The organism is Rhizobium sp. K102 (genome assembly GCF_022385315.1).
Classification (GTDB): domain Bacteria; phylum Pseudomonadota; class Alphaproteobacteria; order Rhizobiales; family Rhizobiaceae; genus Rhizobium; species Rhizobium croatiense.
Window position 1 is genome coordinate 2,358,587 of the sequence record NZ_CP092436.1, and the last position, 13,848, is coordinate 2,372,434.

Below are 13,848 nucleotides of genomic sequence, written 5' to 3' on the forward strand. Positions count from 1 at the left end.
CCATCGTTGAGCACTCCCGGCCTCATGCACGGGATATCGTGAAAATGCACGATACTTCTTGAATGTCGAGTCATTTCGTGCAAATTTACGCCATATCGTTCAATTTCGTGCAAATAGCCCATGCTGACGTCGCAACGCAAAACCCTCATTCTCGACATTCTGCGCCGTGACGGCCAGGTGATCGCCAAGCGCGTCGCCGAGGATTTTTCGCTTTCGGAGGACACGATCCGGCGCGATTTGAGGGAAATGGCGGCGGAGGGGCTGTTGAAACGGGTGCATGGCGGGGCGATGCCGCTTTCACCTGATCTGCCCGATTTCACTGCGCGGCGCAGTGTCTCGTCCGAGATCAAGGCGCGGCTCGGGGCGGCAGCGGCGGCAATGGTCAAGCCGGGGCAGATGATCTTTCTCGACGGCGGCACGACAACCGCGGAGATCGCCCGGCATCTGCCGCGCGACATGCCGCTGACGGTTGCGACCCATAGCCCGACGATCGCCGCCGAACTGGAGCACCATCCGACGGCCGAGGTGATCCTTGCCGGTGGACGGCTCTACAAACATTCGATGGTGGCGACGGGTGCTGCGGCGATGGCGGCGATCTCGCAGCTGCGCCCCGATCTCTTCTTCCTCGGCGTCACCGCCGCCCATCCCGTGCACGGGCTATCCACCGGCGATTTCGAGGAAGCGGCGATCAAACGCCATATCGCCCGCTGCGCGGCCGAAACGCATGTGCTGCTGACGCAGGAGAAATTCGACCTCGTCTCGCCCTGCCCGGTGCTCGGCATTTCCGAGGTGGCGGGGCTGATCGTGCCCATGGAGATGACGGCGGAAAAGCTGAAACCCTATCGCGATCTCAACGGCGCAATCGCCGCAGCATGATAGTGCTGCGGGAGGGCTGCGGCGCGGCAGCATGCGGCAAAAGGCTTGCAGCAAGCGCCGCGATGAAGGCGGCCAGCACGGCATAGGCCGGCACCATGCTGCCGGTTCATTGGGCGGAACGTTGCCGTACGCTTCCATAGGATGCGGCAAGCCATTTCCAAAAAAAGTTGATTTGACAGACGCCATGATCGCGCCGAGGTTGCTTTAGCAATCCATAATATGAATTCTAACAAGTTGGCTAGGGAGGAAACAATGGAAGCCGTCAATCGTAGAGCCACGCTCGCACTCGGTCTTACAACGGCCGCAACGCCACTGATCGCTTGGGCGACGCCAGCAGCCGCCCAGACTTACGGCCCGGATGAGGGTAAGGAGATCGGACCCGGTGTCAGAGTCGTCGCGCTCGGTGAGCGGGCTTCGGTCATACCGGCTTACAAAATGGTCAAGCTGCGGGATGTTGTTATCCAACCCGGTGCGAAGACGCCGGACAATATGATGATGAACGACATGCTCTGCCACATGACTGAGGGAGAACTTTCGGTCGTTCAGAACGAAAAGAAGTTCACGGTCAAGAAGGGCGATGTTTGGACCTGCGCCAAAACCGATACGACAGAGGGCACTCAGAACACGAGCAGTTCGGTCGCGATCATGCGGGTCATCGATTTGATGACCTCATAAGAAGCGACGCGCGGAAGTGCGGCAACGGCGGCTCTAAGGAGGGAGCCGGAGACGTCGTTGCCGCCGTGTGGGCGATCTATATGCAGGAATGTCCACTGTTGGCACCACCTGCACGTTCGGATCGGTGAGAAGTACGTCCGGACTTTCGAAGCGTTTCTGTAGAGGGGCAGCTTCGGCCGAATGCTCTCTCTTTGCGCTGGTGGCCTTTGCTCCCTAACTCCGAAAACATCTGTGGACCAATCGACCATCGCTGCGGCCTGACGCGACATACCTTGGCAATCTGACCTGCTTCAAAGCTGTTGAGCCCTGTTGAGCCCTGCACCATCTCCGGCATCTGGACCGCTTTTCCCCTCGGTTTGGGAATGGAACTCCGCTCCCCTCGATATACTATTGGAAGTGTTTACCTGTGCGAACGGGATAAGCCATTAATTTGTATATTGGTTCGAACTCATCCGGCCAGGGCGGAGGTGACCCTAATATCGCCGACATGGATGCCGTTCCAATTGCGCATCGGCTTTGCGGCATGGACATTAGGCCCGCATGCACCTCGCCCTCCGTCTCGAAGAAACGGGCGAGCGTCGCCGCCACCATGGCTTCGGCGGCGCGGGTCGTGCCATCCTCGCATTTGAGCGCGATGGCGATGCCCATTTCCGGGATCGCCGCGCAGAAGACGCCCTCGGCGCCCGTCTTGACGAAGATGCGGCCGGGGGCGATCTGCATCAGCGCGGTGCAGGCGCGGCCGGAGCCGGCGACATAGAAGGGCTCGGCCATGCAGGCCTCGATCAGGCGGCGGGATGCCTTGGCGCGCAAGGGTCCAAGGCCGGTGCCGGTCGCCATTTTGGCAAAACCGTGGGCCAGGCTGCGCAGCGGCACGGCATAGGTCGGAATCGAGCAGCCATCGGTACCGCAGCTATCGGCGCCGAGCACGGCGCCGGTCAGGCTTTCCATCGCCGCACGGATCTCGACCTGCAGCGGGTGCTGGGTGCCGACATAACCCTTCGGATCGACGTCCTGATGGCAGCAGGCGCAGATGAAACCGGCATGTTTACCCGAGCAATTATTATGCAGCGCGGTCGGCGCATCGAGCATGCGAGCCTGCTGGATCAGAATCTTCTGGCTCATCGACCAATGGGCTCCGCATTCCAGCGTTTCAATATCGCGGCCGGCGCGCGACAGCATAGAGGCGGCAAGCGCCACATGCTCGTCCTCGCCATTATGCGAGGCGCAGGCGAGCGCCAGCTCCTTGTCACCGAAACCATAGGCGTCGGCCGCACCGCTTTCGACGAGCGGCAGCGCCTGCATCGCCTTGCAGGCCGAACGCGGGAAGACGGCGGCTTCGATATCGCCGAGCGAAAAGACCAGGGTGCCATCGCCATCGACGACCGCCACCGCGCCGCGATGACGGCTTTCGACGAGCAGGCCACGGGTGACTTCGACGGCGACGGGATTGGTCATGGGCTCTCATCCTGGTGCTGGCGGGATGCGGCAGGCATAACGCGTCAGGGCGCGAAAGCCAACGGGTTTAGCCCACCCTCCGTCATGCTCGGCCTTGAGCTGCTCAAGGCCGAGCATGACGGAGGGTGGGGTGGCCTCTGGAGCAGAACCGCAATACCGGGCGGAGGAGGATGATTGCGCATGCTGCCAATTCGGCCTCGACCTCCTCATCCCAGATCTTGCGCCTGGCTCCAGCCGTATTGATGAAGGCTGCTCGGGTCGCGCCGTCCGCGCCCGGTGTGAATGCAAGCCTTGAGGTCGGACGCGTAGCGACGCTATCCTGCAACCGAGTTCACATTCGAAGGTATCATCTTGCAATCAGGTCTATCCATTTCAGCGTCCATATTGTGGGTATTTTTCACGCTCGTCTCTCTCGGTCTGACGTGCTGGTTGGCGCGCCGGCCCAAAAGGACAAGCGTTGGAATCATCCTCGGAGCGCTTCTGGGGTTGGCTTTGATGTCGATGGCGTCAGTTCTGATCGGTTTCCTCGGAAGCGTTCTTCCCTTGGGGCAAATCGATTTCTGGCTCTCCAGTTTGACGGCGCAGGTCTGACGCAACAATCATCACAGGAATTGACTGAAACGATCGAAAACTATCGTTTCTCTGATGCATCGGACGCGGCTAAAGATGGTGCATCAGGAACCGCCCCCAATGTCATCCACTCTTTCCTTGATTCTGCGCGACAACAGAATCCGCATTCCCACCGTGACGCTCGTCGCGCTCGCCTTCACCTATGCCTCGACCGTGCCTTACCAGTCGATCATCGGCATCAATGAACTCGGCTTGAGCAACGGCACCTATTCGGCGCTGGTGTTCTTCTCGGCGATCGTCAACGTCACGACCAGCTTGACGCTGGGGATCTGGTCGGACCGGCTGAAGGAGCGGCGGCCGCTGGTGCTGGCTCTTTCGGTCGCCGGCATGCTCGGTTTCGGATCGATCGCGATCATCCACAGCCCGGCGATCTTCATCGTCTCGACACTGTTGCTGGTGCCGATGAGCAATTCCACCTATTCGTTGCTTTTCGCCAGCCTGCGCGCCAGGACCAACCAGATCGAGCGCGGCGAGGCAGCGGCGGTCACGGCAACCGTGCGGGCGCTGTTTTCCGGCTCCTGGGCGCTGGCGCCGGGGCTGATCGGCCTCTATCTCGTCAATTCGGCGTCGATGACGCCGGCCTATGGGATCGCGGCCTTCGCAAGCCTCGTCTGCTTCTGCCTGTATTTCTTCTTCGCGCCGGGCAACGGCACGGCCGGCCCCGCCCCCGATCCCGTCGGATTCCTGGTTTCGCTGAAGCGGATATTCATGCCCTATGTGCTGGTGCGCGTCATCGTCATGGCGCTGCTGTTCGGGCTGCAGCGGCTGAACGGCATGCTTGCGCCGCTGATCATCACGAATGCCGCCGGCGGAACCGTGGTCGATGTCGGCTTCATCGCCGGACTGACGGCCTTTCTCGAAATGCCGTTCATGGTCATGTGGGGCATGGCGCAACGGCGCTTCCGCACCGTGCATGTGCTTGCCTTCGGGGCGCTGATCTATTGCGCCTATCTGATGCTGCTCGGCTTCGCCTCGGCGCGCTGGCACATCTATGCGCTGCTCCTTCTCAACGCCTGCGGAGCGGCGGCGATCCTCAGTGTGCCGATCACCTATCTGCAGGATCTGATCGCCGACCGGCCGGGGCTCGGAACCTCATTACTCTCGCTCAATACCTTCATCGGCACCGGCATCAGCGCCGCAATTTTCGCCTTCGGCACATCGGTCACCGATTATTCCGGCACCGCCTTCGTCGGCGCTGCCGCGGGCTTGGCATCGATCAGCGCCTTGCTTTATCTCGAAAGCAGCAGGCGGCAGGTGCGGCAGCCGGCTTGAAGTGCTAGCTGCTTGCGAGCGATGTCATCCCCGCTGCGACGGGAGAGGAACGTCGCGCGCCACCCGCAGTGCCGTCGGCGGTCGTCTGGTCGGAGCGGCACCCCGCATTCCGTCATCCTCGGCCTTTGAGCCGAGGATCTATGCCGCGCTACGAGCGCGAGGCCGCATGGGTCCTCGGGTCAAGCCCGAGGACGAGGAGGAGAGGTGGTGCCTGTCAGGAAAGACACATTCGCGGCAGGAGCGCGGCGACACATGCAGGAAACGCAGCCCCTTCAACGGCTCCGTGTCAACGCGGCGTGATGCGGTAGGCGCAGCGGCGGGCGCCGGCGAGGATGTGTTCGCTGCGCTCGACCTCGGCGCCGAGGGCGGCGCGGAAGGTTTCGAGTTCGGAGCGGCAGAAGCCGGCGCAGGCGGTGGCCGCCGCGCAGATCGGGCAGTGGTTTTCGACCAGCGTGAAAGAGCCGTCGGCCTCCCGCCAGCTGTCGGCCATATAGCCCTCGCGGGTGCGGATGGCGGCAAGGCCCTCGACGCGGGCGGCGAGGTCGCCGGCAGTCTCCAGTTCCTTGCGATAGCGCTTCAGCGTCTCGGCCTCGCGGGCGGAGATGACGGTGTCGAGCGCTGCGGCTCCGAGCTGTTCGGTGAGGGTGGCGAGCAGGTTTGCCGTCAGTTCGGCATGGCCGTCGGGAAAGCGGCGGTTGCCGGCCGCGGTCAGATGCCAGAGCTGACGCGGGCGTCCCCGGCCGGCGGCGGCGACGGTCACCGGCTCCACCAGCCCCTCCTCCGCCATCCTCGCCAGCTGCTGGCGGGCAGCCTCGCCCGAGATGCCGAGCGCATCGCCGATTGCGGCGGCAAGCTGGGGACCCTCGGTTTTTATCAGTATCAGAATCCGGTTGGCTGGGGATTGGCGCATATTTTCCAAGTCAAGTCTTGTTTTAATCCGGATGGCATGCAATTTTCCAATTTATAACTTGGAAAATTATTTCCCGCCAGCAAAAACGTCAAGGATTGCCCCATGTCCGAAATCGACCAGACCATCGGCCTTCCGAACGTCAACTCCGTCTTCCGCCTCTTCCTTCCCGAACACCTGGCCGCAACGCTGATGCTGGCCGGCGGCGTGACGCTTTATGCGGTCGAGAGCTACATCACCGCGACCATCGCCCCTTCGATCGTACGCGACATCGGCGGCCTTGCCCTGTTTTCCTGGGTGACAAGCCTGTTCGTCGCCGCCGCCGTGCTCGGCTCGATCTTCGTCGCCATGCGGCCGCGGGGGATTACGCTGCGCGGCGTCTATGTGATCGCCGCCCTCGTCTTCGGCGTGGGCAGCCTGGTCGCCGCAATCGCCCCGTCAATGCCGGTGGTGCTGATCGGCCGGGCGCTGCAGGGGCTTGGCACGGGGGCGCTTGCGGCCCTCGGCTACGCCTTCATCCGCTTCGTCTATCCCGAACCGCTGTGGCCGAAGGCGACGACGCTTTACGCGGCGATATGGGGGATCTCGACCGTCATCGGCCCGACGCTCGGCGGCTTCTTTTCTTCCGGCAGCAGCTGGCGCTACGCCTTCATCGTGCTCGTGCCGCTCGGCCTCGTCATGGCGGCGCTGGCACCGCGGTTCTTGCCGGAGGTCGAGGACGACCGCGAACAGATCAAGACGCCGGTTGCCCAGATCGGGCTGCTTCTGGCCGCCGTGCTGATGATCAGCGCCGCCGGCGCGATCGAGGCGACAGCCATCAAAGCCGCCCTCATCGCCGCCTCGGTCATCGCGGTATCGGCCATGCTGCTCATCGAGGCCCGTAGCCGCAACCGGCTGCTGCCGTCCGGCGCCGTCAGCCTGTCCAGGCCGATTTGCCGAGTCTACCTTGCGATGCTCGCCTTGACCGTCGTGCTCGTCAGCGACGTCTTCATTCCCTATTTCCTGCAGAGCCTGCATGGGGTGACACCGCTGATGTCGGGCTATCTCGTGGCGCTCGTCGCACTCGGCTGGACCTTCGCCGCCTTCCTCAGCAGCTCCCTGACCGGCAGGCAGGCCCATGCGGCGATCGTTGCCGGCGCGCTGATCGAGACGGCGGCGACCGCTTCGCTCGCCCTCCTCCTTGCCAGGGACAATCCGCAGGGGCATTTGCCGCTGATCGTGCCGGCGGCGGTCGCCATCTTCATGATGGGCTTCGGCATCGGTCTCGGCTGGGCGCATCTCGTCGCCATGGTGCTGAAACTCGTCGCCAGCAACGAACAGGACAAGGCGTCGTCGGCGATCCCGACGATGAGCTCGCTCGGCGGCGCTTTCGGTGCGGCCTTCGCCGGCGTCATCGCCAATGGCGCCGGCCTTGTTGAACCGGGCGGCACATCGGGCGCGCTGTCGGCGGCGCACTGGCTCTATCTGCTGATGGCGCTGCCGGGCGTGTTGGCGGTCGGCGTTTCACTTACGCTAGATCGCCGCGCGTCCGACAGGAAGCGCTAGGGACACTCTATCATTTTGAATTTGCGCATCATGCGCTAAATCAGACGCAGCATGATCTTGCCGACGTGCCTGCCATCTTCCATCAGCCGGTGCGCCGCAACCACGTCCTCGAAGGCAAAGACCTTGTGGATAACAGGGGCGATGGCGCCGGCCTCCAGCAGCGGCCAGACTTCGGCGAGCAGGTCGTCGCGGATGGCGCGTTTTTCCTCGGCCGTGCGCGGACGCATGGTCGAGCCGGTGACCGTCAGCCGCTTGACCATGATCGGCGAGAGATTGACCTTTTCGGCAACGGCGCCGCCGAGAAAGGCGATGATCGACAGGCAGCCGTCCTTGGCGAGCGAGGCGAGATTGCGTTCGAAATAGTCAGCCCCAATCATGTCGAGGATGATATCGACGCCCTGGCCGGTCTCGGCCTTGATCACCGCAGCGAAATCCTCGCTCCGGTAGTTGATCGCCCGTTTGGCGCCGAGCCTTTCGCAGGCCTCGCATTTTTCGCTCGAGCCCGCCGTCGCGTAGACCTCGGCGCCGAAGGCGCGGGCGAGCTGGATCGCCGTCGTGCCGATGCCGCTGGTGCCGCCATGGATCAGCACCGTCTCGCCTTCCGTCAACCCGGCCATCTGGAAGAGGTTGGCCCAGACGGTGAAGAAAGTTTCCGGCAGGGCCGCCGCCCTCACCGCATCAAAGTCCTTGGGAAAGGGCAGGATCTGGCCTGCCGGCAGCAGGCAATATTCGGCATAGGCGCCGCCATTGGCGAGCCCGCAGACCTTGTCGCCGACGGCATGATCGCTGACACCAGGGCCGACGGCGACGATTTCACCTGCCAGTTCGAGGCCGAGGATAGGGCTCGCATCCTTCGGCGGGGGATAGCTGCCCTGGCGCTGGGCAATGTCGGGGCGGTTGACGCCGATCGCCTCGGCGCGCACCAGCACCTGCCCCTCTTCGGGCATCGGCAGCGGGCACTTGGCGATCGTCATCACCTCCGGCCCGCCGAAGGAGCTGAGATCGACGAAACGCATTTCCTGAGGCAATGGCATGATGCGATCCTCCCTGATCCAAAACAGGGGAATTAAATCAGCACCGCCGGCTTGGAAAGGTTGGAAGCGGCAAGGGCGTCAATTCGCCTCGCCCAGGACGTGGAAGGCGAGGCCCTCCTCGCTCTCCTTGGCGGCCGATTTGATGACGGCGATTTCGGCGCTGACGCGGTTGATATCGTCGATGACGAGGCCTTCCGGCAGTTCGAGCGCGCCGATCGAGCAGCGCATCAGCGGGAACAGGGCCTCAGTGCCGGTACGGTCGTGGCCGAGGATGCGGCCGGCGGCGCGGTGCTCTTCGGAATAGAGGTCGAGCACGTCGTCATGAAAATCGCTGATCAGCCGGTCGAGAATTTCCGTCAGCTCGTCCTGCGTCCAGCCGACGACGCCGATGAAGAAGTCGTCGCCGCCGACATGGCCGAGGAAATGCCGCTCGGCGAAGAAATAGCGGCGCATCAGCGCGGCAAACAGCGAGATCGCGTGGTCGCCGAGATGGAAGCCGTAGGCATCGTTGAACGGCTTGAAATTGTCGAAGTCGCAATAGCAGAAATGGCGGACCTCATCGCCGTCGCGGCCGGACTGGCGCATGAAATCGCGGATGGCGCGGTTGCCCGGCAGGCCGGTCAGCGGGTTCTGGTCCTGGGCGGTCTTCAACTGCTTCTCGTTGATGACCTTGATCAGCGAGGCAGCGGAGACGACGCCCGCATAGCGCATATTGTCGGTCAGGATCAGGCAGTTGCTGCCTTCCATATTGGCGAAGATCGTCATCAGATGCTCGGCATCGCTGTCGAGGCCGACGATCGGCGCCATCTCGACGAAATGCGAAATGCTGCGCTCATACATCTTGTTCTTCAGGAGATCGCGGCCGAAGGGCTGGTAGATATATTCCTTGAGGTGATGCTCGTGGATGATGCCGCGCGGCTCGCTGTTAGCGTTGAGCACGGGAAAGAAGGCCTGGCGCGGATTGCGGCGGAAAAGCTCGAAGACGCTGTCGATGGTGTCGTTTTCGTAGACCGCCGGCAAGAGCTCGATCTGCTTGCGGATGAGGATCTCGTCGAGCGACTGGCTGCCCCGCTTGCTTTTTCCGAGCTCCTGCAGATGCGGGAAGGATGGCGCGAGCTCCGACATGTGCGTCGTTGGCCGCGAGATGAACCAGCCCTGGACGAGGTCGACACCATATTCGCGGCAGGCGATGAATTCGGCCTCGGTCTCGATGCCTTCGGCGATGACGCGGGTGCCGAGCACATGGGCGATGTTGACGATGCTCTTCAAGAGATGGCGCTTGCGCGGGCTGCGGTCGATCTCGGCAACGAAATGGCGGTCGATCTTGAGATAATCGACGGAATAATCGCACAGCAGTTTCATTTCGCCGTGACCGACGCCGAAATCGTCGATCGCCAGCTTGAAGCCGGCCTTGCGCAGCTTCGACACCAGGGCGGAAAATTCCGGCACACTGGTATTGTCGAAACGCTCGGAGAATTCGAAACAGATCGAAGACGGCGGGATATTCGCGGTCCTCAGATGCTGCAGCAGGTTTTCAACCAGGCGCTCGCCATGCGGGATCAGCCGGACATCGAGATTGAGGAAGAGCGTGGCGCTGGAGAAATTCGACAGCGTCGCGAATTTGGCGAGCGCGCGGCTCGCCAGCATCTGTTCGAGCTGTAAGAGCTGGCCGGCCCGATGGGCTTCGTCGAGAATGTCGGCCGGCGTGTCGAAGCCGATGCGTTCCTGGCCGCGCATCAGGGATTCATAACCGAACACAGTGCCGGTGCCGGCCTCGACGATCGGCTGGAAGGCATTCTCAACCACAAGCTTGGCAAGGGTGACGATCTGGTCGCTGGCATAACGGCGCAGGACGTCGGGCTCGACGGGGGCAGCCAGGGATGTGCCGGTTTTCATCTCGGCCGAGCTCCGCTGTGATTTGTTCTTCTTGAGCCAGGACCATGCGGCAGAAGGATCAATGAACCCTTTCGCCAGTGTGAAAGTTTTGTGAAAGACGCGAACCATCGCTGCGCGTTCCGCGTTTATTCGAATTCCCCCATGCAATCAGAGGCTAAAGCGCGTCGCATGAATTTGGATTCATGCGACGCGCTTTAGCCACTTGTTTTTATGCATGTCGTTGTCCCGGAACCGCTGCACACTTCCGGGCGACATGCAATAGTTCAGGCGGAGCGACGGCGCTGGGCCTCATGATCGGCAAACATGTCGGCGACGCACCTGCCGCCCGAGGCAACGCTCTCGTCATCGAGGGGATCGGCCTTGATTTCGCCGAGCTTGCGGGCGCTGTCCCAGAGGCGGAGCGCCTCGCGGACGACCTCGCTGCTCGAGGCGTAGCCGCCATTATCGACGGCGGCACGGATGCCCGCTGCCTGTTGCGGAGAGATGGAAACGGTGACCATCGGCATGAACTTCCTCCCTTTTTTATTCAGGCAGAACCCTGCCTTTGGGGGATGCATGACCATTTGCGGCGATCGTACACAGAACCACACCCTTTTGGCGAGCGGTCCATACCCATTAAGTCTAATCCCCTGTCATGTCCTTGTCAAAATAGGCTTAGCAAAAAGGCTTCAGCCGCGGATGCCGAGGCCGAAGGCGATCATCGTCCAGCCCTGGATAATGAGATCGGCAGCCAGGAACAGGCCGAGGACCCAGAGGCTGTTGACCGGCCAGCCGAGCGCGATGACGAAACCGGCAAGGGCGGTGATAACGCCGCTGGCGACGATCCAGCCCCAGCCCTTGGCCGGCTTCATGCGCCTGCCGACCCAGGTGCGAAAGACACCGGCGATGACCAGAGCGAGCGACAGAAACAGCGTCAGCGCCGCCGATGTCAGGATCGGATTGACGAAGGCGCAGATGCCGGCCAGCACATAGAGCAGGCCGCTCAACGCCCAGAAGAGCACATGATCCCAACCGCGCACCTGGAAGGCGTGGACGAGATAGATGACGCCGCCGAACAGCATCAGCATGCCGACGTAATAGACGGAGACGACGGTCGCGAGCATGAGATTGCCGAGAGCGATCAGCCCGCAGACGAAGAGCAGCACGCCGAGGCCGACGAACCAGATCCATTTCGACTGCAGCTGGGATTTCGGCACTCCGTCAAAGACATCTGTCATAACGCACCTCCCGGATGATTTTGAATATGTTGCAGCAAAATCTCGTGAAAAGATCCGAACCGACGCCAGACGCGAAAGATTTTTGTTGATTGATCAGTCAATCAAAAATAGCATAGCACGGTTTTCAGGGAGTTGTGGCCTTGCCCAAAGTCGGAATGGAGCGGGTGCGCCGCAAGGCGCTTGTCGACGCAGCGCTGCGGGTGATCGGCGATCACGGCTCGCTTGCCGTCACCATGTCCGACATCGCCCGCCAGGCCGGCGTGTCGCCAGCCCTTGCCCATCATTATTTCGGCAGCAAGGAGCAGTTGCTGATCGAGACGATCCGCTCGCTGCTGCGGCAGCTGCGCCGCGACACAGTGGTCGCGCTGAAGGCGGCGCGGACGCCGCGCGAGCGGCTTTCGGCCGTGATCCGCGTCAGCTTCCATGCCGACCAGTTCGCGCCCGAGACGATCGCCGCCTGGCTCGCCTTCTATGCCGAGGCGCAGCGCTCGGAGGAGACGCGCCGCTTCCTGGTGATCTACGCCCGGCGGCTGCGCTCCAACCTGCTTGCCGATCTCAAGGCGCTGCTGCCGGCCGATGCCGCAGAACGCGTCGCCGAGGGCGCTGCGGCGATGATCGACGGGCTCTATATCAGGCAAAGTCTGAAATCGGCGCCGATCGGCATCGAAGCCTCGATCGCGCTGACGGAGGATTATGTGAACGCGCTTCTGGCCAGCGCCTCCCCTTCTCCCACCGGGGGAAGGAAAAACCACTTCGCACCATCCAAGGACAAATGACATGAAAGCCCAGCCGAAAGCCTCGCACTTCATCGATGGCGAATATGTCGAGGACAGCGACGGCGCCGTCATCGAGAGCCTTTATCCCGCCACCGGCGAGGTGATTGCCCGGCTGCATGCGGCAACGCCTGCGATCGTCGAGAAGGCGATCGCCGCGGCCAGACGAGCCCAGCCGGAATGGGCGGCGATGAGCCCGATGGCGCGCGGTCGCGTCTTGAAACGCGCCGCCGAGATCATGCGCGAACGCAATCGCGAGCTCTCCGAACTGGAAACGCTCGACACCGGCAAGCCGATCCAGGAGACGATCGTCGCCGATCCGACCTCGGGCGCCGACGCCCTCGAATTCTTCGGCGGGGTCGCGCCGGCCGGGCTCAACGGCGCTTATATCCCGCTCGGCCAGGATTTTGCCTATACCAAACGCGTCCCCCTAGGCGTCTGCGTCGGCATCGGCGCCTGGAACTATCCGCAGCAGATCGCCTGCTGGAAGGGTGCGCCGGCGCTGATCTCAGGCAACGCCATGGTGTTCAAGCCGTCGGAGAACACGCCGCTCGGCGCCCTGAAGATCGCCGAGATCCTGTATGAGGCGGGGCTGCCGAAGGGGCTCTTCAACGTCATCCAGGGCGACCGCGACACCGGACCGCTGCTCGTCAACCATCCCGACGTCGCCAAGGTGTCGCTGACCGGATCGGTGCCGACCGGGCGCCGGGTGGCGGCGGCTGCGGCCGGCAGCCTCAAGCATGTGACGATGGAGCTCGGCGGCAAGTCGCCGCTCATCGTCTTCGACGACGCCGATCTCGATTCGGCGGTCGGCGGGGCCATGCTCGGCAATTTCTATTCGACCGGCCAGGTCTGCTCGAACGGCACCCGCGTCTTCGTGCAGAAGGCGATCAAGGCCGAGTTCCTGAAGCGGCTGAAGGCGCGCACCGAGGCGATGCTGATCGGCGACCCGATGGACGAGGCGACGCAGATCGGCCCGATGGTTTCCTGGGCGCAGCGCGAAAAGGTGATCGCCTATATCGAGAAGGGCAAGGCCGAGGGCGCCACCCTGATTGCCGGCGGCGGCATTCCGAACAATGTCTCCGGCGAAGGCTATTACGTGCAGCCGACCGTCTTTGCCGACGTCACCGACGACATGACCATCGCCCGCGAGGAGATCTTCGGGCCTGTGATGTCGGTGCTCGATTTCAACGATGAGGACGAGGTGATCACCCGCGCCAATGCCAGCGAATTCGGCCTGTCGGGCGGCGTCTTCACCGCCGACCTCACCCGCGCCCACCGCGTCGTCGACCGGCTGGAGGCCGGCACGCTGTGGATCAACACCTACAATCTCTGCCCTGTCGAAATCCCCTTCGGCGGTTCGAAACAATCCGGCTTCGGCCGCGAGAATTCGCTGGCGGCGCTGGAGCATTATTCCGAGCTGAAGACGGTCTACGTCGGCATGGGGCCGGTACAGGCGCCTTATTGAGTGTGGGAGAAGACCCCTCCCCAACCCCTCCCCACAAGGGGGAGGGGCTAATCCGAGGCATCGGTTTTGCCCTCCTTCGATCGCACCGTTTGCGGTGCTG

General features: G+C 62.8%; 11 protein-coding genes and 1 pseudogene. 6 read left to right on the top strand and 6 right to left on the bottom strand.

From position 1 onward, the window contains the following. Window positions 1-120 precede the first annotated feature (120 nt). Both MHI61_RS17640 and MHI61_RS17645 read left to right on the top strand, forming a co-directional pair. Entirely contained in the window at window positions 121-876 is a 756-nt protein-coding gene (locus MHI61_RS17640) for a DeoR/GlpR family DNA-binding transcription regulator (RefSeq protein ID WP_239789889.1), read from the top strand. A 252-nt stretch (window positions 877-1,128) separates the two neighbouring features. Continuing rightward, window positions 1,129-1,551 (top strand): hypothetical protein, encoded by a 423-nt coding sequence (locus MHI61_RS17645; RefSeq protein WP_239789890.1) that lies wholly within the window; start codon window positions 1,129-1,131, stop codon window positions 1,549-1,551. 448 nt (window positions 1,552-1,999) lie between these two features. Here the strand turns inward: MHI61_RS17645 and MHI61_RS17650 are convergent. Then, window positions 2,000-3,006, bottom strand: a pseudogene (locus MHI61_RS17650) (asparaginase). Window positions 3,007-3,672: 666 nt separating this feature from the next. Between MHI61_RS17650 and MHI61_RS17655 the strand changes: the two are divergent. Then, window positions 3,673-4,908, top strand: a complete 1,236-nt coding sequence (locus MHI61_RS17655; RefSeq protein ID WP_345774852.1) for an MFS transporter — start codon at window positions 3,673-3,675, stop codon at window positions 4,906-4,908. 286 nt (window positions 4,909-5,194) lie between these two features. Here MHI61_RS17655 and MHI61_RS17660 read toward each other — a convergent pair whose 3' ends face one another. Then, on the bottom strand, window positions 5,195-5,818 hold the full coding sequence (locus tag MHI61_RS17660; RefSeq protein ID WP_239789892.1) for a metalloregulator ArsR/SmtB family transcription factor: 624 nt from the start codon (window positions 5,816-5,818) through the stop codon (window positions 5,195-5,197). Between the two features lie 102 nt (window positions 5,819-5,920). On the opposite strand from MHI61_RS17660, the gene MHI61_RS17665 reads away from it, so the two are divergent. Beyond that, the gene (locus tag MHI61_RS17665; protein WP_239789893.1) at window positions 5,921-7,360 is read left to right on the top strand and encodes an MFS transporter; all 1,440 of its coding nucleotides are present in this window, start codon (window positions 5,921-5,923) and stop codon (window positions 7,358-7,360) included. Window positions 7,361-7,395: 35 nt separating this feature from the next. Here the strand turns inward: MHI61_RS17665 and MHI61_RS17670 are convergent, their stop codons facing one another. From MHI61_RS17670 to MHI61_RS17685, 4 genes are all read right to left on the bottom strand, one after another. Beyond that, entirely contained in the window at window positions 7,396-8,394 is a 999-nt protein-coding gene (locus tag MHI61_RS17670) for an NAD(P)H-quinone oxidoreductase (protein ID WP_239789894.1), read from the bottom strand. Between the two features lie 78 nt (window positions 8,395-8,472). Further along, window positions 8,473-10,290, bottom strand: coding sequence for an EAL domain-containing protein (locus tag MHI61_RS17675; RefSeq protein ID WP_239789895.1), 1,818 nt, complete (start codon window positions 10,288-10,290; stop codon window positions 8,473-8,475). Window positions 10,291-10,553: 263 nt separating this feature from the next. Then, entirely contained in the window at window positions 10,554-10,796 is a 243-nt protein-coding gene (locus MHI61_RS17680) for a ribbon-helix-helix protein, CopG family (protein WP_010032767.1), read from the bottom strand. 162 nt (window positions 10,797-10,958) lie between these two features. After that, window positions 10,959-11,507, bottom strand: a complete 549-nt coding sequence (locus tag MHI61_RS17685) for an HdeD family acid-resistance protein (protein ID WP_239789896.1) — start codon at window positions 11,505-11,507, stop codon at window positions 10,959-10,961. A 140-nt stretch (window positions 11,508-11,647) separates the two neighbouring features. Between MHI61_RS17685 and betI the strand changes: the two genes are divergently transcribed. Then, the gene (gene betI / locus MHI61_RS17690) at window positions 11,648-12,283 is read left to right on the top strand and encodes a transcriptional regulator BetI (RefSeq protein ID WP_239789897.1); all 636 of its coding nucleotides are present in this window, start codon (window positions 11,648-11,650) and stop codon (window positions 12,281-12,283) included. A 1-nt stretch (window position 12,284) separates the two neighbouring features. After that, a complete protein-coding gene (betB, locus tag MHI61_RS17695) occupies window positions 12,285-13,748 on the top strand; it encodes a betaine-aldehyde dehydrogenase (protein ID WP_239789898.1) in 1,464 nt (487 codons plus the stop codon). Window positions 13,749-13,848: the final 100 nt, after the last annotated feature.

Excerpts from the sequence above, each read along its gene's own strand:
- MHI61_RS17640 (WP_239789889.1), top strand. The coding sequence starts at position 121 with ATGCTGACGTCGCAACGCAAAACCCTCATTCTCGACATTCTGCGCCGT.
- MHI61_RS17645 (WP_239789890.1), top strand. The coding sequence starts at position 1,129 with ATGGAAGCCGTCAATCGTAGAGCCACGCTCGCACTCGGTCTTACAACG.
- MHI61_RS17655 (WP_345774852.1), top strand. The coding sequence starts at position 3,673 with ATGGTGCATCAGGAACCGCCCCCAATGTCATCCACTCTTTCCTTGATT.
- MHI61_RS17660 (WP_239789892.1), bottom strand. The coding sequence starts at position 5,818 with ATGCGCCAATCCCCAGCCAACCGGATTCTGATACTGATAAAAACCGAG.
- MHI61_RS17665 (WP_239789893.1), top strand. The coding sequence starts at position 5,921 with ATGTCCGAAATCGACCAGACCATCGGCCTTCCGAACGTCAACTCCGTC.
- MHI61_RS17670 (WP_239789894.1), bottom strand. The coding sequence starts at position 8,394 with ATGCCATTGCCTCAGGAAATGCGTTTCGTCGATCTCAGCTCCTTCGGC.
- MHI61_RS17675 (WP_239789895.1), bottom strand. The coding sequence starts at position 10,290 with ATGAAAACCGGCACATCCCTGGCTGCCCCCGTCGAGCCCGACGTCCTG.
- MHI61_RS17680 (WP_010032767.1), bottom strand. The coding sequence starts at position 10,796 with ATGCCGATGGTCACCGTTTCCATCTCTCCGCAACAGGCAGCGGGCATC.
- MHI61_RS17685 (WP_239789896.1), bottom strand. The coding sequence starts at position 11,507 with ATGACAGATGTCTTTGACGGAGTGCCGAAATCCCAGCTGCAGTCGAAA.
- betB (WP_239789898.1), top strand. The coding sequence starts at position 12,285 with ATGAAAGCCCAGCCGAAAGCCTCGCACTTCATCGATGGCGAATATGTC.